Genomic DNA, 26,010 nt, shown 5'->3' with positions numbered 1-26,010 from the left:
TGGGAGTTGAGGGATGCAGTGAGGCTAGGCCCGCTGCGCGCGGGGCGGTAGGCGAGGGCGGGGCTGCACGGTGTTGCACGAAAAACACCAATGGCCTGTCACAGCGGCGGATGCTCGCCCGTCTGCCGGGCATGGATACCTCATCTGCCTCGATCCGCGCAGCAGCCTGCCCCGCCAGTGAACGGGTCTGGCAGGCCTTCCTTGCCGCATTGCACGAACTGCCACCGGACATGCGGGCCGTGCTGTTGCTGCATGACGTGCTGGGTGCGGGCGTCGAAGACATCGTGCCCCTGCTGGGGCTGGACCTGACGACATGCCGCCAGCGCCTGGAGCATGCACGCGCCCACCTGCTTGCCCGACGCGACTTCCAGGAGCCCGGAACACCATGAATGTCATGCCGCAGTCCTGTCTGGCCAGCGACGGCCGCGATTCCCTCACGGCGTCCTTCTCCGCCAGCTATGCCGGGGTTCTGGCATTCATCGCGGTAGCCGCCGAGGGCAGCTTCGCCCGCGCCGGTGATCGCCTCGGCATCGGTCGTTCGGCAGTCAGCCGCAGCGTGCAGAAGCTGGAGGGACAACTGGGCGTGCGCCTGTTCCTGCGCACCACGCGCTCGACAACACTGACCCGCGAAGGCGAGCTGTTCCTGGAGGGCTGCAGCCCGGGCGTTGCCAGCATCCTGCAGGCGCTGGACGAGATGCGCGACCTGCGCGAGGGACCACCGCGCGGGCATCTACGGATCAGTGCGACCCATGGTTTCGGACGGCGGGTGATCGCCCCGCTGCTGTCTGCGTTCCGCGCGGAGTATCCGCAGGTCTCGGTCGAGCTGCTGCTGGACGAGCAGGCGCCGGACCTGGCCGCCGATCGCATCGATGTGGCGTTCCGCGATGGCGTGCTGGAAGACAGCCAAGTGATCGCCAAGCAGCTGGTGCCGATGCAGCTGGTGATCTGTGCGTCGCCTGCATACGCACAAGCGCATGGCCTGCCGGAGGAAGTCGAGGCCGTGTCCGCCCACGCGTGCATCGGTCGACGCCTTCCCGGTGGGCGCCTGCAGCGCTGGGACTTCCGTGTGGAGGGCCAGGATGTGAATCTGCAGCCGCCGGCGGAGGTGGTGTTCAATGATGCCGATCTTGTCCTGCAGGCAGTGATCGACGGGTTGGGGATCGCCCAGCTGCCCAGCTACCAGGTAAGTGCTGCGCTGCGCACAGGCGCTGTACTGACCTGCCTGGATCGCTACGCGCCCCACGATCGTGGCCATTACCTGTGCTATCTCAGCCGACGCCAGCTGCCCAAGCGGATCCGCGCGTTCATCGACTTCAGCACCCAACGCATACGTTCGCTGGATCTGGATGTGTTCTCGCACTGGGAAGCGCGGCAGCAGGCGGCAGCGCATCGCGATGCGGCCCCGGCATGGGCATGACCGCATTGGTGCCGATGCGGCAACGGTGCGTGGCCCGCTGCGGATCTACTGCGCCGGCCAATGCGTTCCTAGCATGCAGCCACGCCCGCACCTTCCACGTTCCAGGAGACCTGTCATGAAGATCCTCGTCATCGGTGGCACCGGCCGCATCGGCAGCAAGGTGGTCGATCGCCTGCATACGGCCGGCCATGAGGTCGTCGTCGCTGCACCCTCCACCGGTATCGATGTGCTGAGCGGCGAGGGTCTGGCCGCTGCGATGGCGGGTACCGAGGTGGTGGTCGACCTGGCCAACTCACCCTCGTTCGAAGATGCGGCGGTTCTGTCGTTCTTCGTGACTGCCGGCCACAACATCCTGGCGGCCGCGGCGCAGGCGGGCGTACGCCATCATGTCGCGCTGTCGGTGGTGGGTACCGACAAGCTGGCCGCCAGCGGCTATTTCCGCGGCAAGATCGCCCAGGAACGCTTGATCCGCGATTCCGGCCTGGCGTACACGATCATCCACTCGACGCAGTTCTTCGAGTTCCTGCCGGGCATCATCCAGGCAGCCGGTGACGGCCAGACCCTGCATCTGCCGACCGCCGCAGTGCAGCCGATCGCCGCCGAGGATGTGGCCGATGCGGTTGCGCGCATCGCGCAGCAGACGCCGGCCAACGGCGTAGTGGAGATCGCCGGTCCGGAGCGTGAATCGATGGCAGTGCTGGCGCAGCACTTCCTGCAGGCAACCGGTGACGTGCGCAACGTGGTCGGCGACGCCCAGGCGCACTACTTCGGTGCGCAGCTGCAGCAGGACACGCTGGTACCGGTGGGCCAGGCATGGCTCGGCACGATCGGCTTCGAGCGCTGGTTGCAGCAGTCCGGGCTGGTACAGGGCCAGCCGGCCTGATCGGCGGTGGACGCTGCCAGCAGGAACCTGCGATGACCGGGCTGAAACCGCCTCCGCACAGTGTGCTCGACAAGTACCACGGTGATGAGGTGCGCCCGCTGTATACCGGACGGGTGCGGGTCAGTGGTGGCGTGGCACAGCACGGTCGTGCGTCGGGCGTGGTGCGGTCGGATGACGGCGCGCTGTCGGTGGACCTGCGATTGCCCGCTGAGCTGGGAGGACCCGGCGGCGGTACCAATCCCGAGCAGCTGCTGGCGGCGGGCTACGCCGGCTGCTTCCACGGCGCGATGGTGCTGGTGGCTGCGCGTGCGGGGCTGGAACTGATCGACCCGAGCATCGAAGTAGCGGTGACGTTCGCACGCGATCCCGTGGACGGTCTGTACCTGCTGTCGGCCGAGATCGTGGTGTGTCTGCCTGGCATGGACCCGATACGTGCAGCCGAACTGGTGCGCAACACCGAGCGGGTCTGTCCCTACGCGAAGATGTTCCATCGTGGCATCAGCCATGTGGTGAGGGTTGCGGTGGACTAGACGTCCTGTCTGCAAGATCGTGTGACCGCTCCTGGGATTCGGATGCAGTGAAGACATCGCGTCGTCCGCGTGAGTGGGTGGGGCCCCGTTGGGCAGCATGATCACCGCATCAATCGATGCTCACCCGCGAACCACACCGGGTCGGCCAGTCTGGGCTCGCAGGCAACGGATTCCACTGTTGCCCTTTTTCCCCAGAGGAGACTACACATGAGCAACCAGTCCACCATCGAGCATCGCCTCAACGACCTGATCGAGATCGCACGTGATGGCAAGTCCTTCTACGAGGAAGCCGCAACCAAGGTGAAGGACGCCGAGCTGTCGGCATTGTTCGTCCGCATCGCCGGGGTGAAGGGCCGCATCGTGTCCTCGCTGAGCAGCTCGGTGGCCGCTACCGGCGGCAAGCCGGCCGAGCACGGCACCATGGTCGGTTCCATGCAGCAGTTCTACGGCAAGGTGCGCGCGGCCTTCGGTGACACCAACTACGGTTACGTGGCCGAACTTGAAGAGTCCGAGGATCGCCTGCTGGGCGCGTTCAAGGACGTGCTGAAGGACAACGACCTGCCGCCGGCGGTGCGCCAGGAAGTGACCCAGTGGCTGCCGGAAGTGCAGGAATGCCATTCGGTGATGCGCGCGCGCAAGCATGCGATGAAGGCTGCCTGATCGCATCTGGCGATCGCCCCCCACATCGCCGCGACCAGGGCAGCCCAGTGCTGCCCTGGTCGTTTCTGCGTCTGTCACCACCCGCGGTCAGTTGCGTTTCCTGAGCAGGGCAACGGCCAAGCTGGCCAGCGTCGCTGCAATGGCGGCGGTCCACAGGGACGCGGCAAAGCCCTGGCTGTAGATCGCCCGCGCGAGATCAACCGGGTCTCCTTGGCTCAGTGCACCGGTGGCGATGGTATCGGCCAGACGCATGACCTCTTCTGCGGGAACGCGTGCTGAGAGTCCGGCGCGGATGCCGACGGTCAGGGCGCTGGAGAGCACCGTGAAACCGAGCAGGATGCCGACGAAGCGCGTCGTGGCACTGATGCCCGAGGCCATGCCTGCGCGGTCGCGAGGCGCCGAGCCGATGATGGCCTTGGATGTTTCGCCGTTGAGGATGCCACCGCCAGCGCCGATGATGACCATCGCCAGCAGCGCCACCATCGGCGTGTTGTGCCATGCGCCGATACCCGCCAGCGCGTTGCCGGCGGCAGTGATGGACAAGCCGATGGCCAGCACCATCTCACTGGAGAATCGCCGGCCCAGGCGCCTGCCAACGCTTGGGAACAGCAGCATCGCTGCGGCGAACGGCAGCATGCCTGCACCCGTGGCCAAGGCACTCAGGCCGACGCCGTTCTGCAGGTACTGCGGCAGCATCGAAGCCATCACCTGCGCGCTGACCGCGTAGCCGATCATGGCGATGAGTGCACCGACGAAGCGCGGGCTGGCAAGCAGCCGCAGGTCGACCATCGGATGCCGACGTTTGAGTTCGATGCCGGCAAACAGCGCGCCCATCGCGATGCCCAGGCCCAGGCCGGCCAGCGCCACCACCGATGTCCAGCCCTGTGCGAGTCCTTCCACGAGGAAGAACACGATGCCGAAGATCGCCATGCTGAAGGTGATGATGCCGGGCGGATCCAGCGGGCGTACCACCGCGTCGGCGGAGTCGGGTACCCAGCGGATCGCGCCGTAGGCCAGGAAGGCGAGGAAGGGCAGGATCGCGATGAACACCGAACGCCATCCCCACAACGAGGACAACAGCCCGCCGATCAATGGCGACAGCACCATCATCATGCCCATTGCCGTGCCCCAGAAGGCCCAGGCATCGTCGCGTTGCTTGCCTTCGTGGAACTCGTGGCCGATCACCGACAGTGACGGCGCCAGCAGGAAGGCTGCTCCCACGCCCTGGAACGCGCGGGCCAGATACAGCGCGCTGGCCGTGGGGGCCAGCGCACAGGTCAGCGATGCGATGGCGAACAGTGCGATGCCGATCAGCAGCACCCGCCTGCGACCGTGGCGATCGGCGATGGCACCGGCGGGGAGAAGCAGCGAGGTGAAGGACAGGATGTAGCAGCTGATCACCCATTCGATGTCGGCGAAGTCAGCCTGCAGGTCCCGCGCGATGGTCGGTAGCGCAACGGCCACGGCGTTGGTTTCCAGCACTGTCATCGTGCAGCCGAGCGAGGCGATGATCAGGATCCAGTTGGGCGGCCTGCGGCGGGGAGGGGAGAGGGGCACCGGATACTCGGGTGAGAGAAGAATGGACATTCAAGCAGCTTCGATCGTTTGTTTCATTGCCGGTGTTCTTGAAGTACGTTAGGTCAAAGCTAACGACCGGGCGCGTATGGACCGTCGACATCTGCAGTACTACGTCGCACTGGCCGAGGAACTGCATTTCGGACGCGCCGCGCTGCGCCTGGGTATCGCTACGCCGACGCTGAGCGTGCAGATCCAGGAGATCGAACGTCGCCTGGGTACGCCCTTGTTCGATCGCAGTCGACGCGAGGTCACGCTGACCTCGGCCGGCGCGATCTTCCTGGCAGAAGCGCGCAACGTGCTGCGCCAGTTCGAGCAGGCAGAGGCGGTGGGCCGCCGTGCTGGTCGCGGCGAGATCGGCAGGATCGAGATCGGCTACGTGGGTTCGGCGGTCTATGCGGGCGCGCTGCAGGAGCTATTGCAGCGGTTCCGCAGCGCCTCGCCCGATGTGGTTCTGCAGGTCGGCGAATGGCCCATGGCCGACCTGCCGGACCTGCTGCTGGACGGTCGCATCGATGTGGTGTTCTGCCGCCTTCCGATGGAGGTTCCCGACGCGCTGGGCTCGCACATCCTGATCGAAGACCAGTTCTGCGTAGCATTGCCGGCATTGCACGCGCTGGCCGGCACGGCGTTGCCGGTGCAGCCGGCGCTGCTGGCGAAGGAGGCGTTCATCATGCCGGAGCAGCCCGCAGGCACACTGGAAGTCGCCCGCCGTGGCGGATTCGTGCCGGACATCCGCTCCCGTCCCGGCCATCTTGCCGCTGTACTCGCGCAGGTCTCGGTGGGCGATGGGGCGGTGGCGATCGTACCGTCGATACTGCAGCGGACGCTGCTGCTGCCGGGCGTGGTGTATCTGCCGATCGCCGGGCCGGTCATCGCCTCGACCATCGCTGCCTTGTACCGTGAACAGGAAACGTCGCCAGTGGTCCGCCGGCTCATCGAGCAGGTGCGATGCACGCCATCCAGACGCATCGACATGCCGCCCTTGCCCTGAAGCCGTGCGGGACGACGTTGCCGGTTACCCCGGAATTGCCTTGCTACACTGGCCGCATTCGATTTTCCACCGGATCATCAGATGAACAACGGGAACGGTCCGCAGACAGTCCGCTGAGCCGCAACAACGGTACGCACGTTGTTGCGGTGGTCTTTACCTGCGATTTCCACGCATTGGGTTGATCACCGCCGGATTTCCTCCTGAGCGGATGTTTCCCCATGTCTGATCGAAAAGCCCTTCGCTGGGCCCATTCCCTGCCGGCCGCCATCGCGTTGATGGCTCCTTTCGACCTCCTGGCCTCGCTGGCCATGGATATTTATCTGCCTGTTGTATCGGCCATGCCGGATGCACTCGGCACATCGCCTGCCGTCATCCAGTTGACGCTGAGTCTGTACATGCTCGTACTCGGGCTGGGCCAGCTGATCTTCGGCCCGCTGTCGGACCGGATCGGGCGACGGCCTGTGCTGCTGATGGGCGCGTTGCTGTTCACGCTGGCGTCGTTCGCGCTCGCCGCGTGTAGTGGTGGCGCGGCGTTCCTGGCCTGGCGCGGCGTGCAGGCGATCGGTGCGTCGGCCGCACTGGTCGCCACCTTCGCTACGGTGCGCGACGTGTATGCCGATACGGCCGAGGGTGCCACGCTCTATGGTCTGTTCGCCTCGATGCTGGCGTTCGTGCCGGCACTCGGCCCGATCCTCGGCGCGTTGATCGCCTACGCACTGGGTTGGCGGGCCATCTTCATCGCGCTGGGTGTGTTGGGGCTGCTGGCGGGTGTGCGTGCATGCCGGGGCTGGCAGGAAACGCGGCCACCGCAGCACGGCAACGCATCGCCAGCCTTCGCGCGCATCCTCGGCAATGCCGGGTTCTGGGTCCACGCACTGGGATTCAGTGCGGCGATGGGCACGTTCTTCGTGTTCTTCTCGATCGCCCCGCGAGTGCTGATGGGGCGCGCAGGCTATTCGCCGATGGGCTTCAGCGTGGCCTTCGCGACGGTTGCGCTGGTGATGATCGTCACCTCGCGCTTTGCTGCGTGGTTCATCGGGCGATGGGGCATTGGTGGCAGCTTCCTGCGTGGATTGATGGTGATGATCGGCGGCGTACTGGTCATGGCCATGGCGGTGATGTTGCGGCCGTCATTTGCCAGTGTCGTGCTGCCGATGTGGCTTGTGGCTATCGGCATCGTGATGGTGGCTTCGGTGGCGGCCAACGGTGCATTGCGCGAATTCGCCGATGCCTCCGGCACGGCGGTGGCGCTGTACTACGCCGTGCAGAGCCTGATCGTAGCCGCGCTTGGCACGCTCGCGACGCTGGTGCTGCCGGGCGATACGGTCTGGCCGCTGGTGGCCTTTGGCCTGCTGCTGCCGTCGTTGAGCCTGGTTGGTCTGGCGATGCTGCGACGGTCGTGGAGTGAGCAACCCGCATCAGAAAGGGATGGATGAGCGTGATACTGTCCCGCCTCGGGCAATCGAGCGCGCTGTGTGGATCGAGTCTGCCTCCCTGCTTCTCTTCCCATCGCCCAGGTCGCTCCATGACATCATCCTTCCGCAAGCCCCAGATCGCGATCCTTGGTAGTGCCGATCCCGGCTCACCAGCATTCGACCGTGCTGCACAGGCGGGGAGATTCCTCGCCGAAAGTGGAATCACCCTCGTCAGCGGTTGCGGCAGCCCGGCCACGCGGGTGGCAGCCGAGCATGCAGTCGCGGCCGGTGGCACGGTGCTGAGTGTGATTCCGGAAGGCAGCATGCCTGCAGCGGACTGGCCGGCAACAGTGGTCGTGCCCTGCGGTATGGGCGATGCGCGCAACCTCATCATGGCCCTGGCCGGCGATGCCTGCATCGTCATTGGCGGGCGCGCTGGCACGATCTCCGAGGTGTGTCTGGCCTGGCTGCACAAGCGGCCGTTGCTGCCGCTGGTGGGCGCTGGTGGCTGGTCGGACGGTCTTCCCGGCAACCCTCCCGATGAGCGCGGGAACTCGCCGATACTGCCGTGGCACGACATCGCGGAGCTGCGCGCGCAGCTCCGCCATCTGCAGCTGCTGGCAGGCTGAACCGGCGCTTTTCACTTCCTCTCCCGCACACGCGGGTAGGGTGATGCGGCCTGGAATCACCAGGCCTATCAGGGAGTGATATCGATGCGAGCCATCAGGAAAGTGATCGCTGCTGCAGTGTTTGCACTTGCGTGTACCGGTTCGGTGGCGGTGGCCGGTCCGGTCCAGCCATGTGACCTGCCGTGCTGGAAGGCCTACCAGGCCTGCGTGGCCGGCGGCGCTGATGCCATGGAGTGCCAGTTCGAATACGATCGCTGTGTCATGGACAGGTGCGGCGCCATCTGAGGCCTGCATCCCGTTCGCATTGGGGGGGGCCGATCCATGGGCCCCTTTCCACCTGGCCGCAGCACGCGGTCCGCGGTCTTGTTCGCCTGGAGCCGCCACATGGCTGTAAAACGCGTCGTCGCCAACATCGCCAGTGCCGATCCTGCGCAGGCGGCCGCGTTCTACGGTGACATCCTCGGCATGGACATCGTCATGGACCACGGCTGGATCGTCACCTACGGCGGGCAGGGCACTGCGCTGGCACAGCTCAGCATTGCCAGCGAAGGTGGATCGGCTACGCCGGTGCCGGATCTTTCGATCGAGGTGGACGACCTGGATGGCGTGCTCGAACGCCTGCGACACGCGAACATCGCTCTTGAATATGGCCCAGCCGAAGAACCATGGGGCGTGCGCCGCTTCTATGTACGCGACCCATTCGGGCGCCTGTTGAACATCCTCGTCCACGCCTAGTCGGCGCGCGCCGGATCAGCGGCGCTTTTTCGCGGCTGTCGCGGCAATACCGACCATGCGCAGGCAATCGGTGACCACCGCAGCGATGAACGTATCGGGTGACTGTTCGGGAGCGGCGATCAGATCGTCCGTGGCGCCATGCACGCCGGCGTAGATCAGCGAGGCGGTGATCCGTGGCGCGGGCAACGACCACAGCCCTGCCTCGACACCGCTTTCGAGGATTGCCGACAACTGCTGCTGGATGGCATTGCGGTCTGCGTTGCCGCGTTCGTGGTGATGGTGGTTGGCGAAGACCACGTCATGCAGCGCATGCGTGCGCGCATAGATGCGGATGTTGGCCTCGATCCAGGCACGCAGGCGGGCCTCGCCTGCGATGGCCGGATGCTGCTCGACCGCCAGTTCCACTTCGGCCAGGAAACGCTCGGTATAGCGCTTGGCCAGCGCCTGCAGGATTTCGCCCTTGGACGCGAAGTACGTATAGAACGTTCCCTTGGCGACGTCGGCTGCAGCCACGATGTCACTGATGGTGGTCGCTTCCACGCCGCGCGACAGGAACAGTGCCTCAGCGGCGTCCATCAACTCCTCCAGACGGATCTCTGCGGGCTTGGTGCGGGACTTGGCTGACGCGTGCGACGGAATCATCGGCGGCGATCCGGACTGAAGAGGGTGAGCGCCATTCTACGGCGCGGACGGTATTGACTGACCGCCAGTCATTGACCGACGGTCAGTCAGTGATTAATGTATGCGTCGATGTTCCTTCGGGGTTTTCCGGCATGCAACGCTTTCGACGCCCAGCCTTGGTGCTGGCGGCCTATCTCGGTACCTTCCTGGCGTCGTTGGACATCAGCATCGTCAACGTCGCACTGCCGACACTGCAGACCGCACTGCGGACCGACATCGCCGGGCTGCAATGGGTCATCAACGCCTACGCGATCGCACTGTCGGCGTTCATGCTTTCGGCCGGTCCGTTGGGCGATCGACATGGCCAGCGGCGGGTGTGGCTGGTCAGTGTCGCCACCTTCATCGCCGGCTCGCTGGTATGTGCCTGCGCCGGCAGTCTGCAGGTGCTGGTGATGGGACGTGCGATCCAGGGAGTGGCCGGTGCGCTGCTGATTCCCAGCGCCATGCCGATCCTCAGCCATGCCTTTCCCGATCCCCGGCAGCGGGCCAAGGTGATCGGCGGCTGGTCGGCCTTCAGTGCGTTGGCGCTGGTGCTGGGGCCGCTGCTGGGCGGTGTACTGGTGGAGCGGGCAGGATGGCCGAGCATCTTCCTGATCAACCTGCCATTGGGGTTGCTGGCGATCGCGCTTGGCGCCTGGGGCATCCCCGAGCGACGGCACCCGCAGCATGCCGCGCTGGATCCGGCGGGACAACTGCTGAGCATCGTGGCGTTGGCGGCGCTGAGCTACGGACTGATCGGCATCGGCGAGCATGGGTTGGCGGCGCCTCGGACCGTACTGGCGCTGACCCTTGCCGTCGCCGGCCTGGTGGCCTTCGGCTGTGTGGAACGACGGGTCTCGCGCCCGCTGCTGCCGCTGGCCCTGTTGGCCGATCATCGCTTCCGCCTGCTCAACGTCGCGTCCTTCGTGCTGGGCTTCAGCGCCTACGCCAGCCTGTTTTTCCTGTCGCTGTTCTTCCAGCAGGTGCGGGGCGACAGCGCCGCCGACGCGGGCCTGCAACTGGTGCCACAGTTCCTGATGATGGGCGGAGTTTCGCTGCTGTTTGGTCGCATTGTCGGGCGGATTGGCTTGCCGGTGGCGCTGGCGACCGGTTACGCACTGGCAGGCATTGCTCTGTGTGCGATGCCAGGCCTGGATGCCAGCAGCACGCGCACACATGCAACGCTGCTTCTGTTGCTGCTGGGGGCTGGCATGGGGCTGGCGGTGCCTGCGACCGGCATGGCCGTAATGGGCGACGTGCCACAGGAGCGGGCGGGTATCGCTTCGGCGACGATGAATGCACTGCGCCAGGCGGGGATGAGCGTGGGCATCGCGCTGCTTGGGAGCGTGATGAGCCAGCGCGCTGTACAGCACCTCACTGCGGCAGCCCATGCCGCCGGCCAACCGCAGGTGGCGCTGCAAGCACGGCTGCTCATCTTCGAACCTGCGATGGCGTCCGGTTCACCGCACCTGCTGGGCTACTACCGCGCGGCGATGGCCAGTGGGTTCGCTTGGGCAATGGCGCTGGCCGGTGCGCTGGCGGTGCTGACAGCCTTTGCCCTGCACCGCCGATACGTGGCGCAGTAACCGCACCAACTCAGCTCAGCCTTGTTGACCGTTGCCAGGTTTGCCAGGCATGTCCTGCTGTTGCAGGTGCTGTTGCTGGCGGGCACTGGCATGCCGTGCATGGCCACCTTCACGCCCGATCGCGGCCATGTGCTGGCGATCCTGGCTGATCGCTTCGCCGCCCTTGCGGCCCGCCACGCGGGCCTCATCCGGGCTGAACTGGTGCGCATTGCCGGATGCGTGTGCGGCACGCCCCCCCTTTGACGCGATCACGCGCTGCTTGTCTTCGTCCATTGAGGCAAAGCCACGGTTGCTGCTGCCATTGCGTAAGTTGGCCATTGCCGGTCTCCGGATATGAACTGGGATGCCACCATCAGCGACAGCTTCATGTTCCGCATCGCGGGGTAAGGGCAAGTGGACGTTGACCGCGTTGAACTCACATTTTCTGCGCATGCGTTTGACACCGGGTTACCGTGCAGGAAGTGCCGATATGACCAGCCGGTCACCGCGACAGACATCAGTGGCGCTGTACAGCGCGCGACGCCCATCGTTGAAGATGACGCGCAGATCGACGCGGCAGCCGGTTCCGCGCAGTGCCACGGTTGCCTGGCCGCCACCACCGGCGATGGGACCGGCCAATGCCAAGGTGTGGAATGCGTCGGTTTCACTCGCCGCGACTTCCAGTGACGTGATGGGTGCATGGGCGCGATTGATCAGGGTCAGGTAGTGCAGCGGCGCGGCAGGTGCGCTGAAGGCACTGCACAACAGGCTGGCAGCGAGCAGGGTGCGGGGCAGGTGCATGGGGGATCTCCGTTGGGGACATCGCCATCTGGCGGTGGAGGCCACGCGCCTGCAATCGATCCGGGACGAATCGTCGCGACAGCGGGACCAATCGCAATCGGCCATCGCCGCCCTTCATTGCCGGGCATGCTGTGCCTAAGATGGCGCTGGCCCGCTCCGGGCACCGGGACGCATGCGATGAAGATCCGCCTTGGCCATACCCAGATCGACGTGCTGCGTTACCTGCTGCTGTGGCTGGCGGTCGCGCTTGCCTTCACCCTGCAGAAGGTGTTGAGTCAAGGCCTGCAGGGCCAGTCATTTCCATTTGAGGTTTACCTGCGCTGGTCGATGATCCAGTGGTTCACCTGGGCGGTGCTGGCGCCTCTGGTGTTTACCCTGGGCGAACGCTACCCGCTACGGCCGGAGCGAAGGCTGGCCGGTATGGGCGTGCAGCTGCTGGCCAGCGCGGGAGTGACCGGGCTGGCGATGGTGGTGGGTGCGCTGGTGTCGACCTGGTTCGAGCCCAGTAGTTTTGGCGAGCAGTTGTGGTATTTCATTGCCCAGCATTTCGCGATGGGCCTGCTGACCTATTGGGCCCTGTTCGCGATCCAGCAGGCACTGCATTTCCAGCAGGAAAAGGTGCACCGCGAGGTCGAGGCAAGCAGGCTGGCGGCCGAGCTGGCGCAGTCGCGGTTGCTGGCATTGAAGTCGCAGCTGCAGCCGCATTTCCTGTTCAATACGCTGCACGCAATCATCACCCTGCTGGATGACGACAAGGCCGGCGCCGAAGACATGCTGCTGCGTCTGAGCGAGCTGCTGCGTGCTTTTCTGGAAGACTACGACGGCCAGGAGATCAGCCTGCGCCAGGAACTGGAGTTGATCGAGCTGTACCTCGGCATCCAGCGCACGCGCTTCAAGGATCGCCTGCACAGCCGCATCTACGTTGCACCGGAACTGCTTGATGGCGCGGTTCCAAGCCTGATCCTGCAGCCGCTGGTGGAGAACGCGCTGCGCCATGGCATCGGTCGCAACCTTGGCGAGGACACCATCGAGATCGAGGGCCGCCGCGACGGTGACATGCTTTGCATTGAGGTACGCAACCAGAACAGCACGCTGCAGCAGCCGGGGGCGCCAGGTGGCCATGGCATCGGCCTGTCCAATACGCGGCTGCGCCTGCGCGAGCTGTACGGCGATGCGGCCGAGGTGCGCCTGGACCTGCTCTGGCCGCAGGGTGTGGCCTGCCGGGTCCGGTTGCCACTGCGGATACTGGACGATGCCGATGACGCTCCCGAGTTTGTCGTGCACGGCGGTGCCGCATGAGCCTGAGTGTGCTGGTGGTGGATGACGAGCCGATCGCCCGGCGTGCGGTCACGCGCCTGCTGCACGGTGATGTAGACATCGACAATGTGGCCGAGTGCGGTGACGGAGTGTCTGCCGTGGCAGCCATCCGTGCGCAGTCGCCGGACCTGGTATTCCTGGACGTGCAGATGCCTGGCATCACCGGTCTGGACGTGCTGGCCACCATCGGTGCCGCGCGGATGCCGGCCACGGTATTCGTCACCGCGTACGAGCAGTATGCGGTACGCGCGTTCGAGGCCAACGCGCTGGATTACCTCGTCAAGCCCTTCAGTCGCGAACGGTTCGCGGCCACGTTGCTGCGCGCGAAGTCCCGGCTGACCCAGGCCGCCGATGCCGCCGACAATACGCGCTTGCTGCAGGCGCTCGACGTGCTGCGCAGGCGCGAGGACTATCTGCAGCGGATCGCCGTGCGTGAGGGCGAGGCCGTCATGTTGCTGGCGGTGCAGGACATTCTCTGGATCCGCGCCAATCGTAATACAGTGCAGCTGCATCTGCCCGATCGCGTGCACGAGCTTCGCGAAACGATGAACAGTCTGGCTGAACGGCTTGATCCCCGGCACTTCGCCCGGGTGCACCGCTCGGCCATCGTCAACATCGCGCGGGTCAGGACGATCCACCCCTGGTTCAACGGCCATCACGTGCTCACCCTGGAGAACGGCCAGCAGCTGCGTATGAGCCGCTACCAGCACGAAGCCTTCCTGCGGCTGGTGTCGGCCCGCGCGCAGGTGTGAAGTCTGCTGCCCGCCCAGGCGCTGTCAGCACCGCAGCTGTGGCATACAGAATGTCATCGATTCCTATCGCCGATGCCATCGGGCTTGCCTAGAATCGAAGCATCCCGGTAGATCCCGGGCGCTGTCGAGTGAATGGATTCAATGAAGATTCTGTTGACCGGAAGTTCCGGGCGGATAGGGCGCGCGATCTTCGGTGCGCTGGCGGGTGCCAATGAGGTGGTGGGGCTGGATCGCAGTCCCTTCGCCACCACGCGGGTGATTGCCGATGTCACCGACCGCCGGGCGCTGGAGCGTGCCGTGCAGGGGATTGATGCCGTGATCCACACCGCGGCACTGCACGCACCCCACGTGGGCCTGGTACCCGACGCGGTGTTCCAGCAGATCAACGTGGAGGCCACCACGAACCTGCTGCAACTGGCGCGCGAGGCTGGCGTACAGCGCTTTGTGCTGACCAGCACCACGGCGTTGTACGGCCATGCCGTGGTATCCGGCGGCTGCCGTTGGGTCGACGAGGACACCGAGCCGCTGCCCCGCACGATCTACCACCGCACCAAACTGCAGGCGGAGGCGGCCGCCGAAGCGGCGGCCAGCACATCGTTCACCGTGCGCGTGCTGCGGATGGCACGCTGCTTCCCGGAGCCGCCTGATCGCATGGCGATGTTCCGCCTGCACCGCGGTATCGACGCACGCGATGTGGCCAGCGCGCATGCCGCGCTGCTTCATGATGAAGGCGCGCCCTTCCGGCGCTACCTCGCCTGTGCCCCGACGCCGTTCCGGCGCGAGGACTGCCTGCAGCTGGCGGCCGATCCGCGCCAGGTGCTGGCGCGCCGCGCACCGCAGCTGCTGGCCGAGTTCGAGCGCCGTGGCTGGCCGCTGCCGCTCAGCATCGACCGGGTCTATGACAGCAGCCGGATGCGCGCGGCGCTGGGCTGGCAGCCGCGTTTCGGTCCGGAGGACGTTCTGCAGCAGTACGCCGCAGGCAGCATCGAGGTCCTGCCCCGTGCGGAGTGGATCCGCGACCGCGTGGCGGAGTAGCACAGGCCGCTGTCGACGGCCGCGGCTGAGCAGGTTCAGGTTTGTGCGTGCGCTGAGCCTCAACCTCGCCCGGCCATGGCCGCTAACCCGGTGCGCGCTTTCCTGCGCCGGGTTCCGATCCGGCAGGGCAGGCGGCCCGCGCGAGGGATCGCGCATCTGCGCGGTGCCCTGGTGGCACCGGTCGACCTGAACTGCCTGCGGATCCTCCCATGTCTTCTTCCCGTTCCGTCGCTGCCCGTCGCCCCGGCAGCATCGCCCACAAGCTGATGCTGGGCACCGCGGTGATCGCGTTGCTGTGCTTCGGCGCGACCGCGTTCCTGATCTATCACCAGGCCAGTTCGGCGCTGGTGTCGTCCTCGCGGCAGACCATGGCCAGCGAAGCCCGGGCCGAGGCGCGGCAGGTGGCTGCCGACCTGGGCACAGCCTTTGCCAGCAACGATGCGATGGTGGAAACCGTGCTCGCCCAGCGTGCGCGCGGTGATGCGCCTGATCGCGCCAGCCTGGCCAACGTCATCGGCGAGCAGCTGCACGCGCACCCGGAATGGCTGGGCAAAAGCACCATGTGGGAGGCCAATGCCTTCGACGGCAAGGATGCCGAGTTCGTCAACAGCGAGGCGCACGACGCCACCGGCCGCTACATGAGCTACTGGGCCTGGCAGGACGGCAAGCCGCAGCAGTCGACGATGACCGACTACACCGAGACGCCGAGCGGCTCGGGCAACTGGTACATGGTGCCCAGCCGCGACAAGCTGCCGATGGTCAGCGAGCCCTACGCCTACGACATTGGCGGCAAGCAGGTGCTGATGAGCACGCTGAGCACGCCGATCGTCGAGAACGGCACCTTCCTCGGTGTCTTCACCGTGGACTTCTCGCTGGCCGCGCTGCAGAAGCATCTGGCCACACTGACACCAATGGGCGCCGGCCGAGTCGAACTGCTGTCGCCGAAGGGCGTGGTACTGGCCTCGGCCAACGCTGCCGAGATCGGCAAGCCGCGTACCGATGCCGCCACCCTCGGCATGCTGGCGCAGATCGCCGCCGACAAGACGTACGAAGCGTTCGAGCCCGACGCTGCCGGCAACGTCCGTCTGTATGTGCCGTTGCAGGTGGGTGACGCGCCGCAGCGTTTCGCGCTGGGCGTGGTGATGCCGCATGAGGTGATCATCGCGCAGGCGCGTGAGCTGCTGTGGATCATCCTGCTGGTGGGTGTGGTGGCCGCGCTGGTCCTCAGTTGCGGTGTCTACCTGCTGCTGCAGCGGCTGGCCGTGCGACCGCTGGCGCAGGCGGTGCGTATCGCAGGCGACGTGGCCGCGGGCAAGCTGGACACCGCCATGCCGGCGCTGGGCAACGATGAAGTGGGCCGCCTGCTGGATGCGATGCAGGGCATGCGCGGCCAGCTGCAGGCAGTGATGGCCGCACAGGCGGAGATGGCGCGCCGCCATGATGCCGGTGAAATCAGCTACCGCATGGATGCCTCGGTGTTCCCGGGCGAATACGGCCGCATGGTGGCCGACAGCAACCAGCTGGTGGCCGACAGCAATACGGTCACCCAACGCCTGGTCGAGGTGATGCAGCGCTACGCGGTGGGCGACCTGAGCGTGGACATGGAGGCACTGCCTGGCGAAAAGGCGGTATTCACCGCGGCCATGGCAACCACCAAGAGCAACCTGGCGGCGATCAACGAGCAGATCCAGCAGTTGGCCGCCGCCGCAGCAGCGGGTGATTTCGCGGTGCGCGGCGATGCGCAGCGCTTCGAGCATGATTTCCGCCGCATGGTGGAAACCCTGAACACCATGATGCAGGTCAGTGACCACAACCTGGCGGCGCTGTCGATGCTGCTGCGTGCGATTGCCGCCGGTGACCTGAGTACACGGATGGAGGGTGACTTCCACGGCGTGTTCGCGGTGATGCGCGATGATGCCAACAGCACCGTGCAGCAGTTGACCCGGATCGTCGGCCAGATCCAGCAGTCTGCATCCAGCATCCGGTTGGCCGCAGGTGAGATCGCGTCGGGCAACAGCGACCTGTCACGCCGCACCGAGCAGCAGGCGGCCAATCTGGAAGAAACCGCCGCGTCCATGGAGGAACTCACCTCCACCGTGCGCCAGAACGCCGAGCATGCCCTGCAGGCCAACACGCTGGCGGCCTCGGCCGCAGGCGTTGCCAGCGAGGGCGGGCAGGTGGTCAGCCAGGTGGTGCAGACCATGGAGCAGATCGAGACCTCTTCGCAGCGCATCGCCGAGATCATCTCGGTGATCGATGGCATCGCCTTCCAGACCAACATCCTGGCATTGAACGCGGCGGTGGAAGCGGCGCGCGCGGGCGAACAGGGCCGTGGCTTTGCGGTGGTCGCCAGTGAGGTGCGCGCGCTGGCACAGCGCTCGGCAGGCGCAGCCAAGGAGATCAAGGAGCTGATCGACGCTTCGGTCGGCCATGTCGGCGCCGGCGCGCAACTGGTGCACGGTGCGGGCCGCACGATGCAGGAGATCGTCGGCCAGGTCGGCCGGGTCAACGAGATCATGGCCGAGATCTCGGCCGCCTCGCGCGAACAGTCGGCCGGTATCGAACAGGTCAACCAGACCGTGGTGCAGATGGACGAGACCACCCAGCAGAATGCTGCGCTGGTGGAAGAAGCCACGGCGGCGGCACGGGCGATGGAAGAACAGGCCGAGCAACTGGCGGTGGCGGTGTCACGCTTCCGCCTGCAGGCGGATATCCAACCGGCTGCCGCGTTGCGCGCGGCCTGAGCCAGACCATGAACGACGACGCCCGGCCAAGGCCGGGCGTCGATATGCCGCTGCGCGTGCTGTGCGCTGGGCTCAGAACATGCCTTCGAAGGGGTTCCAGCTGGTGTTGCCCTTCACCTGTTCCAGGTAGTAGCTGTAGTTGGTGCTCGAGGCCACCAGGAAGTTCATTGCGATGAACAGCGCGCGGGCCACGATGTCCGGCAGCACCAGGCTGACCGCGATCAGCACGATGTTGATGCCGATCACCACCAGCGCCTTGCGCCACATGCCCAGGATGAACAGATAGATCGCGCCGAAGAAGAAGGCGAAGAAGTTGAGGTTGACCTTCAGGCGGTCGCCGAAGGACAGCGCCTTCCAGGCCTGCTTGAAGCCGGGCTCCTTGGGGGCGCCGTGCTGCTGGAAGAAATTGAAGCGGAACTGCCACTTCGGGCTGAAGCGGGTCAGGTCGACGGTATTCATGTGCGTAGGGACTTCCCTGTTAGGAAAACGTTTTCATGATAAGTGAGTCACATTCAGCAAGCCAGCTTGCAGCGTCAAAAATGTGACGTTCCTACGGCAAAGGGCTTGCGTCCCAACGCCGCACCGTCACCCATCCGCCTTGTTTTTAGGATAGGGTGCGCAGTTCCGCTGCCACCCCGGTTGTTCACGGGTAGCGGCGGTATGTCCATGGAGGTTGCATGACCACACCCGCTACACCGGAAAACGCACCCGGACCGGTGCTCCTGCCGACACCCGAAGTGGTGCAGGCACAACAACTGCTCGCCCGCCAGCAACTGGCGGTGGCGATGGACCGTGCACGCATCGCGGCCAGCCGTGACGCGGCGCCGGCGGTGCTGGAACACGACTGATCCCGGAAAGCCCACGATCGCGCTGGCCTGCTGCCGGCGCGATCGCAGTGCGCATCAGAAGCGCGCGGTCATGCTGAGGAAGTAGCTGCGGCCGGCGACGAAGTAGTCGGTGGAGCCATCGGCATACAGCTTCTTGTCGGCCAGGTTGCTGACGCCGCCACGCAGGGTCAGCACCTCGTTGACGTTCCAGGCAGCGGTCAGGTCATACAGCGTGTAGGCCTTCAGGAAGGTGCTGACCACGCCGGTCTGCTTGCCGGTGTACTGCGCCGACAGGCTGCTGGAGAACACCGTGTTCGGCGTCCAGTCCAGCGACGAATAGCCTGAGAACTCCGGGGTGTCGATCAGGTTGCGGCCGGTGGTCAGGTTCTTGGCTTCCTTCATCCAGGTCGCCGAGGTGCGCCAGCGCCAGTGATCGCCGAAGCGGAAGTTGAGGTTGCCTTCCATGCCGCTGGTGCGCGCGCGCTGCACGTTGCTCATGCGCGTCCACCAGTAACCGTTGAAGTTGCCCAGCGCTTTGTACTCGATCTTGTTCTTGAAGTCGGTATGGAAGTAGGTCAGGCCGGCGTCGACCAGATCGTTGTCGAAGCCGACGCCGATCTCGCGGTTGGTGCTGGTTTCCGGGTCCAGGTCCGGGTTGCCGGCCATGTAGCAGCCGCCGCGGGTATAGCCCAGCGGGATCAGCGAGGTGCAGCCGCGGCCACCGGACTGGGTCGCCGCGCTGGGCGAGTTCTCGGTCAGGCTCGGTGCGCGGAAACCCTTGGACACACCGCCACGGATCGTCCACTGCTCAGTCGGGTGCCAGACCAGGTAGGCACGCGGACTGACATGGCTGCCGAACTGTTCATGGTGGTCCAAGCGCGCGCCCAGGGTCAGGGCCAGGGTGCGATGCAGCTTCAGCTCGTCTTCGACGAACAGCGCCCAGGTATCCACCTCCAGGCTGGAGCCGACCACCGGGTTGCCGGCGTAGTCGATCGGTGCCTGGCCGATGGTGTCGGTGTTGGTCAGCTCCTGGCGCTTCCATTGGCCGCCCACCGCGAACTGGTGGTCCACGCCCAGGGTGAAGGACGTGCTCAGGCTGCCTTCGATGATCGTATCGGTTGCCTCTGAGCGACCGGTGGCGCCGATGTCGTTCTTGTACTCGGTCCAATACGCACTGAGCTTGGAGGTACCGAAATCCCACTTGCCGTCATGGTTCAACGCCAGCGAACTGCGCTTGAGCTCACTGGCACCCCATGCGCCCTCGTCCTGCTTCTCCAGCGCCTGGGCGATGAAGGCCTGCTGCACGCCGTGGCCCGCTTCCAGCGACACTTCCTGTGCCTCGCTCAGCTTCCACTGCAGCAGCGCGTCGACATTGCGGTCCTTTTCGCCGGCGTAGGCGTTGCCATACACGCCGCCGTTGGAGCGGTCCGAGTCGCGGCGCATGCTGTTGGCACCGATGCGCAGGCCGAAGCGCTCGCCGAGCGGGCCGGAGAAGGTCGCGCCGATCTGCTGCGTGTCGCCACGGTCGCCATCCTGCGGCCGGGTGTAGCTGTGGGTGGCGCTGCCGTTCCAGCTGTCACCGATGCGCTTGGTGATGATGTTGATCACCCCGCCCATCGCGTCCGAGCCATACAGCGATGACATCGGGCCGCGCACCACTTCGATGCGCTCGATCTGGTCGGGAGAAATCCAGTTCAGGTCCTGGCGGCCCAGGTCGGGGCGATAGTTGGTCGAGGCCGAGCTGCCCATGCGCTTGCCGTCCACCAGCACCAGCGTGTAGTTGGACGGCATGCCGCGCAGCTTGATCTTGGACTGCTCACCGGCGGCGCTGAGCCCACCGGTCACGCCCGGAATGCGGCTGAGCAGGGTGGCCAGGTCGTGCACCGGCTGGCGTTCGATGTCTTCGCGGCTGATCACGCTGATGCTGGCCGGGGCATCCTTGATCCACTGCTGGTTGCCCGAGGCGGTGACCACCACGGTATCCAGGTCCTTGGTCGAGGCGTCCGCGCTGGATTCAGCGGCGGCGAGGGCAGGCAGGGTCAGCAGGCAGGCGGCGGCCAGGGCGCTGGCCAGGCGGGTACGCGACAGGCGCGCGGAACGAAGAGGGGACATGACGGCTTCCAAGGGAGAGGAGAGACCCGGTGGAAGCAGCAGGCGCACGCAGACAGCAGGCAGCCACCCCTTCCCTGGGTCGTCGGGCGCGCGGAAGGTCCGGCGCAGCTGGGTGGGTCCGGTGCGCGGAGCGCGGCGACCTGCCTGGTTAACGTAATGATAACCGTTCGCGTTTGTTACGATCCAGTACTTTCCGGGTTGAATCGACATTCCCCGACCACGTGCCGCGGTTCGCCTGCTGATTGCTGAATGGGGAGATTTCCCGGCGTAGACCTTCGCACCCGGCTTACATTCGGGGCCATAGACTGAGCCGCATTTTTCGATTCCGCCCCGTTGGAGATCGTGTGGGTTCCGGTAGTGACAGACATCGACTGCGCGGCATGACGCCGTGGCAGACAGGACAAGTGCGGACGCCGGGAATGCGTGCCAGGAACCTTGGTGCATGCAGCCCGGCCGGGATGGCCGGTCCTGCGGCCTGCAGGGAGTAGGCGGCCATGGGGAGTGAAACCATCGAAGCGGAACCGGTCACGGCCGGTCCCGACGCGGGCTGGGCCCTGCTGCCGGCCGAAGCACCGCTGGTGATGCCCGAACAGACGCTGCGCGAAGGCACGCTGAAAGTCCGCCGCCATCGCACCTCGCCGCGCATGATCGGCCTGCGTCGCCTGTACATCCTCGGCGGCACGGTGGCGATGACCGCCGTGGCCACCCGGATGATGTGGCGGGTGCTGTCCGGCAACGGCATCAGCGTGCTGGAGGCCTGCCTGCTGGTGCTGTTCGTCGGCCTGTTCGCGTGGATCGCGCTGTCCTTCGCCAGTGCCGTGGCCGGCTTCCTGACGGCCGTGTTCGACCGCGGATACCGCCTGGGCATCGATCCGGACAAGCCGCTGCCGACCGTGCACAGCCGCACCGCGCTGCTGATGCCCACCTACAACGAAGACCCGCGCCGGCTGTTGGCCGGCCTGCGCGCGATCTACGAATCGGTGGCGGCCACCGGCCAGCTGCAGCGTTTTGATTTCTTCGTGCTCAGCGATACCCGCCGCGAGGACATCGCGCGTGCCGAAGAGCAGGTGTTCGCCGAACTGCGCGAGCTGGTGCCCGATGGGCAGGCGCGACTGTTCTATCGCCGCCGTGGCGACAACAGCGCGCGCAAGGCCGGCAACATCGCCGACTGGGTACGCCGCTTCGGCGGTGCCTACCCGCAGATGCTGATCCTGGATGCCGACAGCCTGATGACCGGTGACAGCATCGTGCGCCTGGTGGCCGGCATGGAGCACAACGCTGACGTCGGCCTGATCCAGACCCTGCCGTCGGTGATCGGCGGCCGCACCCTGTTCTCGCGCATGCAGCAGTTCGGCGGGCGCGTGTACGGGCCGGTGATCGCCCGTGGCGTGGCTTGGTGGCACGGTGCCGAAAGCAATTACTGGGGGCACAACGCGATCATCCGCACCCGTGCCTTCGCCGACCACGCCGGCCTGCCGGAACTGCCGGGGCGCAAGCCGTTCGGCGGCCACGTGCTGAGCCATGATTTCGTGGAAGCAGCGCTGATGCGCCGTGGTGGTTGGGCTGCGCACATGGTGCCCTACCTGGGCGGCAGCTACGAAGAAGGCCCGCCGACGTTGACGGACCTGCTGGTGCGCGATCGCCGCTGGTGCCAGGGCAACCTGCAGCACGGCAAAGTGGTGGGCAGCCCTGGCCTGCACTGGATCAGCCGCGTACACATGCTGATCGGCATCGGCCACTACTTCACCGCACCAATGTGGGCGATGCTGATGCTGATCGGCATCGCCATCCCGCTGTTCCAGGAAGGCATCGATTTCAATGCCCTGCTGCACTTGTCGCCCAGCGTGTACTGGCGCGCGCAGGATGAAGAACAGGTGGTGCGCCTGTTCGCCGCCACCATGGCGGTACTGCTGATGCCCAAGGTGCTGGGTTACCTGGCGATGCTGCTTGATCCGGTCGAGCGCCGTGGCTGCGGTGGCGCGATCCGCGCATTCCTGTCGATGCTGGTGGAAACCGTGCTGGCCGCGCTGATGGCGCCGGTGGTGATGTACGTGCAGTCGCGCGGCGTGGCCGAGGTGCTGTCCGGCCGCGACTCGGGCTGGGATGCACAGCAGCGCGATGACGGTGGCATCTCGTGGATGGCGCTGGTGCGCGGCTACGGTGGCCTGGGCGTGTTTGGCGCTTTCATGGGCATGCTGGCGTGGGCGGTGTCGCCGTCGCTGGCCGCCTGGATGGCGCCGGTGGTGATCGGCATGGTGCTGGCGGTGCCGGTGGTGGCACTGACCTCGCTGCGTGGACCGGGTGCCTTCCTGCATCGCCTCGGCCTGCTCGACATCCCCGAAGAGAACATCCCGCCGCCGGTGCTGGTGCGTGCCGCACAGCTGCGCCGGGAAGCGGCCGAGCAACCGCCGCTGTACTGATCGCACCGTGCCAGCGGCATAATGCGGCTCGAACGTACAGGAGCCGCAACATGCTGCAAACGGTGGAACAGGAAACCGGCGCCTCGCCGCAGTGGTCGGTGATCTGGCTGCACGGCCTCGGTGCCGACGGCCATGATTTCGCGCCGATCGTGCCCGAACTGGTGCGCCCGCACTGGCCGGCGCTGCGCTTCGTGTTCCCGCACGCACCGGTGCGGCCGATCACGATCAACAACGGCGTGCCGATGCGCGGCTGGTACGACATCGTCGGCATGGACTTCCGCTCGCGCGCCGACATGACCGGCGTGCAGGAGTCGGTGGCGCAGCTGGATGCGCTGATCGCCCGCGAGATCGAACGTGGTGTCGCCGCCGATCACATCTTCCTGGCCGGCTTCTCGCAGGGCGGTGCGGTGATCCTCAGTGCCGCGCTGGCGCGCACTGCGCCGTTGGCCGGCCTGATCGCGCTGTCGACCTACCTGCCGGATGCCGAAAGCGCGACGCGCGTCGATGGCGCAGTGGACGTGCCGGTGTTCATGGCCCACGGCAGCAGCGATCCGGTGATCCCGCAGGCAGTGGCCGCGCACAGCGCCGAGAAGCTGCGCACGCTCGGGTTGGACGTGCAGTGGCACAGCTACCCGATGGCCCACCAGGTCTGCGCCGAGGAAATCGACGCGTTGGGCGACTGGCTGCAGGCACGCCTGGGCGTCGCCTGAGCCATGGCCGCGAGCGCTGCCACCCCGTGGATGCCGGAACTGTGTCGCCTGCCGCGGCTGGCGGCGATGCTCGGCCTGGCCGAACTGGTGGTGGTGGTGCTGGCGCTGGCGCCCGATGGCAGCCGCCATTGGACGATGGGTGAACTGGCCTCGGCCAGCGGTTTCGCGCTGTGGCTGGCGCTGGCGGTCACCGCCAGCCTGTGCCTGCTGCGGCAGGCGCTGTCGAAGCTGCCGGAACTGCTGGGCGCCGTCGCCGCTGTCGGTCTGGCCGCGCTGATCGCCATCCTGTGCGCGGGCATCATCCATGCCCTGTATGCCGTGCTGGGCGACAACTTCGCGCGCGGCATCGGTTTCTGGCGCTTCACCCTGGGTAGCGCGGCCACCACGGCGCTGATCACCGCGCTGGCGCTGCGCTACTTCTATGTCAGCGACCGCTGGGCGGCGCAGGTGCAGGCCAATGCCCGCGCGCAGGCCGACGCCCTGCAGGCGCGCATCCGCCCGCATTTCCTGTTCAACAGCATGAACCTGATCGCCAGCCTGCTGCATCGCGACCCGGCGGTGGCCGAGCGTGCCGTGCTCGACCTGTCCGATCTGTTCCGCGCCGCGCTGGGGGCGGGCGAGGGCGATTCGACCCTGCGCGATGAGTGTGAACTGGCCGAGCGCTATCTCTCGATTGAATCACTGCGTCTGGGCGACCGCCTGCGGGTGCACTGGCAGCGCGACGAACCGCTGCCCTGGGATTTGCCGATGCCGCGGCTGGTGCTGCAGCCCCTGGTGGAAAACGCGGTGCTGCACGGCATCTCGCGCCTGCCCGAAGGCGGCACCATCGAGCTGCATCTGGCCTGTGTGGGCAACGAGCTGCAGATCCGCGTACGCAATCCTGCGCCGGATCCGCAGGTGCCCGGGCTTGCCCTGGCCCAGGGAGCAGGCCATGCCCAGCACAGCATCGGCCATCGCCTGAGCTGGCGCTTCGGCCGCGCCGCGCGGATGACGGCTGGCTGGAGCGAGGGCTACTATGCCTGCCAGGTGACAGTGCCGATCCAGTGAGGGGACGATCGTGAGGGTAGTCATCGCCGATGACGAGCCGCTGGCGCGCGAGCGCCTGCGCAGCCTGCTGGCCGCGCAGGAAGGGGTGGACGTGGTGGCCGAGGCCGGCAACGGCGAGCAGGCCCTGCACGCGTGCGCCGAACTGCAGCCGGACCTGGTCCTGCTGGACATCGCCATGCCTGGCCTGGACGGACTGGAAGCGGCCCGCCATCTGGCCAGTTTCGAGCCGAGGCCGGCCGTGGTGTTCTGCACCGCCTACGATGCGCACGCGCTGTCGGCGTTCGAGGCGGCGGCCATCGATTACCTGATGAAGCCGGTGCGCGCCGAACGGCTGGCGGCGGCGATCGCACGCGCACGCACCTTCCTGGCCGGCCGTGACGGCCAACCCCAGCACACCGGCGGCCAGGCGCGCAGCATGCTGTGTGCCCGCCTGCGCGGCAGCCTGCGATTGATTCCGCTGGACGACATCCACTATCTTCAGGCCGAAGAAAAGTACGTGGTGGTGCATCACGCACGTGGCGAAGACCTGATCGAGGAATCGTTGAAGTCGCTGGAGGAAGAGTTCGCCAGCCGCTTCGTGCGCATCCATCGCAATTGCCTGGTGGCGCGCCATGAGCTGGTGGAACTGCGTCGTGGCAGCGGAGGCCAGGTGCAGGCGGTGCTGCGGCATGGCAAGCAGCCGCTGGAAGTGAGTCGGCGCTGCGTGGCGACGCTGAAGCAGGAATTGCGGCATCTGTGAGGTTCCGCGCGGCCTGCGGCCGCGACTGCTTCGACAGCAACAGCAACAGCAACAGCGGGTTGGTCGGCTCGTCGGTGTCACGTGCTGGGTTGGGCCGGGGTGGGGTGGCGGGACACGCCGTAAACCCATCCATGGGGGCTCGATGGCGCCATCCTTGGCGCCAACGGTCCCGCCACCCCACCCCGGCCCAACCCTCTCGTTGTCCACTGCGTCGGACGGCAAAGGCATTGTTGTTATCGGGCGGGAAAGAGGGGTCAGATCCCTTTTCCTGCGGAAAAGGGATCTGACCCCGGAAGCTGTCGGCTGTTGCTTCTGCTTCTGCTTCTGCTTTTTTCTTTTTTCTTTTTTCTTTTGATCTTCCGTGGCTGACGCACACGGAAACTGTCAGAGGCCGGTCGGGGTGGGCTGCGCAGGGGCGTGAGCCGCATGGATGCGGCGACCGA

At 66.3% G+C, this 26,010-nt stretch carries 26 protein-coding genes; 20 read left to right on the top strand and 6 right to left on the bottom strand.

Annotation, left to right across the window (positions count from 1 at the left end; translation table 11 throughout):
• The first annotated feature begins 131 nt into the window (after positions 1–131).
• From ACEF39_RS18470 to ACEF39_RS18450, 5 genes are all read left to right on the top strand, one after another.
• Positions 132–389 carry a sigma factor-like helix-turn-helix DNA-binding protein gene (locus tag ACEF39_RS18470; RefSeq protein WP_312705648.1) on the top strand — a complete coding sequence of 86 codons (258 nt, stop codon included), beginning with the start codon at positions 132–134 and terminating at the stop codon, positions 387–389.
• Entirely contained in the window at positions 386–1,417 is a 1,032-nt protein-coding gene (locus ACEF39_RS18465; RefSeq protein ID WP_500286120.1) for a LysR family transcriptional regulator, read from the top strand. Before ACEF39_RS18470 ends, ACEF39_RS18465 begins: the two co-directional genes overlap by 4 nt.
• A 115-nt stretch (positions 1,418–1,532) precedes the next feature.
• Positions 1,533–2,300: an SDR family oxidoreductase gene (locus ACEF39_RS18460; RefSeq protein ID WP_500286119.1), complete on the top strand. Its 768-nt coding sequence runs from the start codon at positions 1,533–1,535 to the stop codon at positions 2,298–2,300.
• Positions 2,301–2,332: 32 nt separating this feature from the next.
• The gene (locus tag ACEF39_RS18455) at positions 2,333–2,830 is read left to right on the top strand and encodes an Ohr family peroxiredoxin (protein WP_500286118.1); all 498 of its coding nucleotides are present in this window, start codon (positions 2,333–2,335) and stop codon (positions 2,828–2,830) included.
• A 207-nt stretch (positions 2,831–3,037) separates the two neighbouring features.
• Complete coding sequence (locus tag ACEF39_RS18450; RefSeq protein ID WP_500286117.1) at positions 3,038–3,490, top strand: PA2169 family four-helix-bundle protein; 453 nt, start codon at positions 3,038–3,040, stop codon at positions 3,488–3,490.
• Positions 3,491–3,577: 87 nt separating this feature from the next.
• Here the strand turns inward: ACEF39_RS18450 and ACEF39_RS18445 are convergent, their stop codons facing one another.
• Positions 3,578–5,077, bottom strand: coding sequence for an MFS transporter (locus ACEF39_RS18445; RefSeq protein WP_500286116.1), 1,500 nt, complete (start codon positions 5,075–5,077; stop codon positions 3,578–3,580).
• A 76-nt stretch (positions 5,078–5,153) separates the two neighbouring features.
• Here ACEF39_RS18445 and ACEF39_RS18440 point away from each other — a divergent pair, with 76 nt between their 5' ends.
• The 5 genes from ACEF39_RS18440 (at position 5,154) to ACEF39_RS18420 (ending at position 8,838) form a co-directional block, all read left to right on the top strand.
• Entirely contained in the window at positions 5,154–6,059 is a 906-nt protein-coding gene (locus tag ACEF39_RS18440; protein WP_500286115.1) for a LysR substrate-binding domain-containing protein, read from the top strand.
• A 218-nt stretch (positions 6,060–6,277) separates the two neighbouring features.
• Positions 6,278–7,495, top strand: a complete 1,218-nt coding sequence (gene cml, locus ACEF39_RS18435) for a CmlA/FloR family chloramphenicol efflux MFS transporter (protein WP_500286114.1) — start codon at positions 6,278–6,280, stop codon at positions 7,493–7,495.
• Between the two features lie 89 nt (positions 7,496–7,584).
• Complete coding sequence (locus tag ACEF39_RS18430; RefSeq protein ID WP_500286113.1) at positions 7,585–8,103, top strand: SLOG cluster 4 domain-containing protein; 519 nt, start codon at positions 7,585–7,587, stop codon at positions 8,101–8,103.
• 84 nt (positions 8,104–8,187) lie between these two features.
• Positions 8,188–8,388, top strand: a complete 201-nt coding sequence (locus tag ACEF39_RS18425; RefSeq protein WP_331273719.1) for a hypothetical protein — start codon at positions 8,188–8,190, stop codon at positions 8,386–8,388.
• Positions 8,389–8,487: 99 nt separating this feature from the next.
• Positions 8,488–8,838, top strand: a complete 351-nt coding sequence (locus ACEF39_RS18420; RefSeq protein ID WP_500286112.1) for a VOC family protein — start codon at positions 8,488–8,490, stop codon at positions 8,836–8,838.
• A 15-nt stretch (positions 8,839–8,853) separates the two neighbouring features.
• On the opposite strand, the gene ACEF39_RS18415 is transcribed toward ACEF39_RS18420, so the two are convergent.
• Entirely contained in the window at positions 8,854–9,414 is a 561-nt protein-coding gene (locus ACEF39_RS18415) for a TetR/AcrR family transcriptional regulator (protein ID WP_500286111.1), read from the bottom strand.
• 197 nt (positions 9,415–9,611) lie between these two features.
• Here ACEF39_RS18415 and ACEF39_RS18410 point away from each other — a divergent pair, with 197 nt between their 5' ends.
• Positions 9,612–11,084 carry an MFS transporter gene (locus tag ACEF39_RS18410; protein ID WP_500286110.1) on the top strand — a complete coding sequence of 491 codons (1,473 nt, stop codon included), beginning with the start codon at positions 9,612–9,614 and terminating at the stop codon, positions 11,082–11,084.
• Positions 11,085–11,099: 15 nt separating this feature from the next.
• Here ACEF39_RS18410 and ACEF39_RS18405 read toward each other — a convergent pair whose 3' ends face one another.
• Positions 11,100–11,402, bottom strand: coding sequence for a KGG domain-containing protein (locus tag ACEF39_RS18405; RefSeq protein ID WP_500286109.1), 303 nt, complete (start codon positions 11,400–11,402; stop codon positions 11,100–11,102).
• Positions 11,403–11,531: 129 nt separating this feature from the next.
• Positions 11,532–11,864 (bottom strand): hypothetical protein, encoded by a 333-nt coding sequence (locus ACEF39_RS18400; RefSeq protein ID WP_500286108.1) that lies wholly within the window; start codon positions 11,862–11,864, stop codon positions 11,532–11,534.
• 177 nt (positions 11,865–12,041) lie between these two features.
• Between ACEF39_RS18400 and ACEF39_RS18395 the strand changes: the two genes are divergently transcribed.
• From ACEF39_RS18395 to ACEF39_RS18380, 4 genes are all read left to right on the top strand, one after another.
• Positions 12,042–13,163 (top strand): sensor histidine kinase, encoded by a 1,122-nt coding sequence (locus tag ACEF39_RS18395; RefSeq protein WP_500286107.1) that lies wholly within the window; start codon positions 12,042–12,044, stop codon positions 13,161–13,163.
• A complete protein-coding gene (locus ACEF39_RS18390) occupies positions 13,160–13,933 on the top strand; it encodes a LytR/AlgR family response regulator transcription factor (RefSeq protein WP_500286106.1) in 774 nt (257 codons plus the stop codon). The genes ACEF39_RS18395 and ACEF39_RS18390 overlap by 4 nt, the downstream gene beginning before the upstream one ends.
• 141 nt (positions 13,934–14,074) lie before the next feature.
• Positions 14,075–14,968 carry an NAD-dependent epimerase/dehydratase family protein gene (locus ACEF39_RS18385; RefSeq protein ID WP_500286105.1) on the top strand — a complete coding sequence of 298 codons (894 nt, stop codon included), beginning with the start codon at positions 14,075–14,077 and terminating at the stop codon, positions 14,966–14,968.
• Positions 14,969–15,177: 209 nt separating this feature from the next.
• The gene (locus ACEF39_RS18380) at positions 15,178–17,712 is read left to right on the top strand and encodes a methyl-accepting chemotaxis protein (protein ID WP_500286104.1); all 2,535 of its coding nucleotides are present in this window, start codon (positions 15,178–15,180) and stop codon (positions 17,710–17,712) included.
• Between the two features lie 72 nt (positions 17,713–17,784).
• On the opposite strand, the gene ACEF39_RS18375 is transcribed toward ACEF39_RS18380, so the two are convergent.
• Entirely contained in the window at positions 17,785–18,171 is a 387-nt protein-coding gene (locus ACEF39_RS18375) for a DUF2628 domain-containing protein (RefSeq protein WP_500286103.1), read from the bottom strand.
• Between the two features lie 218 nt (positions 18,172–18,389).
• On the opposite strand from ACEF39_RS18375, the gene ACEF39_RS18370 reads away from it, so the two are divergent.
• Positions 18,390–18,560, top strand: a complete 171-nt coding sequence (locus ACEF39_RS18370) for a hypothetical protein (RefSeq protein ID WP_500286102.1) — start codon at positions 18,390–18,392, stop codon at positions 18,558–18,560.
• A gap of 54 nt (positions 18,561–18,614) precedes the next feature.
• On the opposite strand, the gene ACEF39_RS18365 is transcribed toward ACEF39_RS18370, so the two are convergent.
• Positions 18,615–20,651 carry a TonB-dependent receptor domain-containing protein gene (locus tag ACEF39_RS18365; protein WP_500286101.1) on the bottom strand — a complete coding sequence of 679 codons (2,037 nt, stop codon included), beginning with the start codon at positions 20,649–20,651 and terminating at the stop codon, positions 18,615–18,617.
• Positions 20,652–21,145: 494 nt separating this feature from the next.
• Between ACEF39_RS18365 and mdoH the strand changes: the two genes are divergently transcribed.
• From mdoH to ACEF39_RS18345, 4 genes are read left to right on the top strand one after another with little or no spacing between them, the layout of a single operon-like run.
• On the top strand, positions 21,146–23,071 hold the full coding sequence (gene mdoH, locus ACEF39_RS18360) for a glucans biosynthesis glucosyltransferase MdoH (RefSeq protein ID WP_500286100.1): 1,926 nt from the start codon (positions 21,146–21,148) through the stop codon (positions 23,069–23,071).
• Positions 23,072–23,121: 50 nt separating this feature from the next.
• Positions 23,122–23,781: an alpha/beta hydrolase gene (locus ACEF39_RS18355; RefSeq protein WP_500286099.1), complete on the top strand. Its 660-nt coding sequence runs from the start codon at positions 23,122–23,124 to the stop codon at positions 23,779–23,781.
• 30 nt (positions 23,782–23,811) lie between these two features.
• On the top strand, positions 23,812–24,828 hold the full coding sequence (locus ACEF39_RS18350) for a sensor histidine kinase (protein WP_500288049.1): 1,017 nt from the start codon (positions 23,812–23,814) through the stop codon (positions 24,826–24,828).
• Between the two features lie 10 nt (positions 24,829–24,838).
• The gene (locus ACEF39_RS18345; protein WP_025879008.1) at positions 24,839–25,567 is read left to right on the top strand and encodes a LytR/AlgR family response regulator transcription factor; all 729 of its coding nucleotides are present in this window, start codon (positions 24,839–24,841) and stop codon (positions 25,565–25,567) included.
• The last annotated feature ends 443 nt before the right edge of the window (positions 25,568–26,010 follow it).

The organism is Stenotrophomonas indicatrix (assembly GCA_041545745.1).
GTDB lineage: Bacteria > Pseudomonadota > Gammaproteobacteria > Xanthomonadales > Xanthomonadaceae > Stenotrophomonas > Stenotrophomonas indicatrix_A.
The sequence above is the reverse complement of the archived record's forward strand: the minus strand, read 5'-3'. Positions and strand labels throughout refer to the sequence as shown.

Bases quoted from the DNA above. Each gene is read 5' to 3' on its own strand.
- ACEF39_RS18370 (WP_500286102.1), top strand. From the start codon at position 18,390: ATGACCACACCCGCTACACCGGAAAACGCACCCGGACCGGTGCTCCTG.
- ACEF39_RS18470 (WP_312705648.1), top strand. From the start codon at position 132: ATGGATACCTCATCTGCCTCGATCCGCGCAGCAGCCTGCCCCGCCAGT.
- ACEF39_RS18415 (WP_500286111.1), bottom strand. From the start codon at position 9,414: ATGGACGCCGCTGAGGCACTGTTCCTGTCGCGCGGCGTGGAAGCGACC.
- ACEF39_RS18465 (WP_500286120.1), top strand. From the start codon at position 386: ATGAATGTCATGCCGCAGTCCTGTCTGGCCAGCGACGGCCGCGATTCC.
- ACEF39_RS18445 (WP_500286116.1), bottom strand. From the start codon at position 5,077: ATGTCCATTCTTCTCTCACCCGAGTATCCGGTGCCCCTCTCCCCTCCC.
- ACEF39_RS18365 (WP_500286101.1), bottom strand. From the start codon at position 20,651: ATGTCCCCTCTTCGTTCCGCGCGCCTGTCGCGTACCCGCCTGGCCAGC.
- ACEF39_RS18355 (WP_500286099.1), top strand. From the start codon at position 23,122: ATGCTGCAAACGGTGGAACAGGAAACCGGCGCCTCGCCGCAGTGGTCG.
- ACEF39_RS18460 (WP_500286119.1), top strand. From the start codon at position 1,533: ATGAAGATCCTCGTCATCGGTGGCACCGGCCGCATCGGCAGCAAGGTG.
- ACEF39_RS18375 (WP_500286103.1), bottom strand. From the start codon at position 18,171: ATGAATACCGTCGACCTGACCCGCTTCAGCCCGAAGTGGCAGTTCCGC.
- ACEF39_RS18380 (WP_500286104.1), top strand. From the start codon at position 15,178: ATGTCTTCTTCCCGTTCCGTCGCTGCCCGTCGCCCCGGCAGCATCGCC.
- ACEF39_RS18390 (WP_500286106.1), top strand. From the start codon at position 13,160: ATGAGCCTGAGTGTGCTGGTGGTGGATGACGAGCCGATCGCCCGGCGT.
- ACEF39_RS18430 (WP_500286113.1), top strand. From the start codon at position 7,585: ATGACATCATCCTTCCGCAAGCCCCAGATCGCGATCCTTGGTAGTGCC.
- ACEF39_RS18440 (WP_500286115.1), top strand. From the start codon at position 5,154: ATGGACCGTCGACATCTGCAGTACTACGTCGCACTGGCCGAGGAACTG.
- ACEF39_RS18455 (WP_500286118.1), top strand. From the start codon at position 2,333: ATGACCGGGCTGAAACCGCCTCCGCACAGTGTGCTCGACAAGTACCAC.
- ACEF39_RS18350 (WP_500288049.1), top strand. From the start codon at position 23,812: ATGCCGGAACTGTGTCGCCTGCCGCGGCTGGCGGCGATGCTCGGCCTG.
- mdoH (WP_500286100.1), top strand. From the start codon at position 21,146: ATGGGGAGTGAAACCATCGAAGCGGAACCGGTCACGGCCGGTCCCGAC.
- ACEF39_RS18425 (WP_331273719.1), top strand. From the start codon at position 8,188: ATGCGAGCCATCAGGAAAGTGATCGCTGCTGCAGTGTTTGCACTTGCG.
- ACEF39_RS18385 (WP_500286105.1), top strand. From the start codon at position 14,075: ATGAAGATTCTGTTGACCGGAAGTTCCGGGCGGATAGGGCGCGCGATC.
- ACEF39_RS18395 (WP_500286107.1), top strand. From the start codon at position 12,042: ATGAAGATCCGCCTTGGCCATACCCAGATCGACGTGCTGCGTTACCTG.
- ACEF39_RS18400 (WP_500286108.1), bottom strand. From the start codon at position 11,864: ATGCACCTGCCCCGCACCCTGCTCGCTGCCAGCCTGTTGTGCAGTGCC.
- ACEF39_RS18420 (WP_500286112.1), top strand. From the start codon at position 8,488: ATGGCTGTAAAACGCGTCGTCGCCAACATCGCCAGTGCCGATCCTGCG.
- ACEF39_RS18450 (WP_500286117.1), top strand. From the start codon at position 3,038: ATGAGCAACCAGTCCACCATCGAGCATCGCCTCAACGACCTGATCGAG.
- cml (WP_500286114.1), top strand. From the start codon at position 6,278: ATGTCTGATCGAAAAGCCCTTCGCTGGGCCCATTCCCTGCCGGCCGCC.
- ACEF39_RS18410 (WP_500286110.1), top strand. From the start codon at position 9,612: ATGCAACGCTTTCGACGCCCAGCCTTGGTGCTGGCGGCCTATCTCGGT.
- ACEF39_RS18405 (WP_500286109.1), bottom strand. From the start codon at position 11,402: ATGGCCAACTTACGCAATGGCAGCAGCAACCGTGGCTTTGCCTCAATG.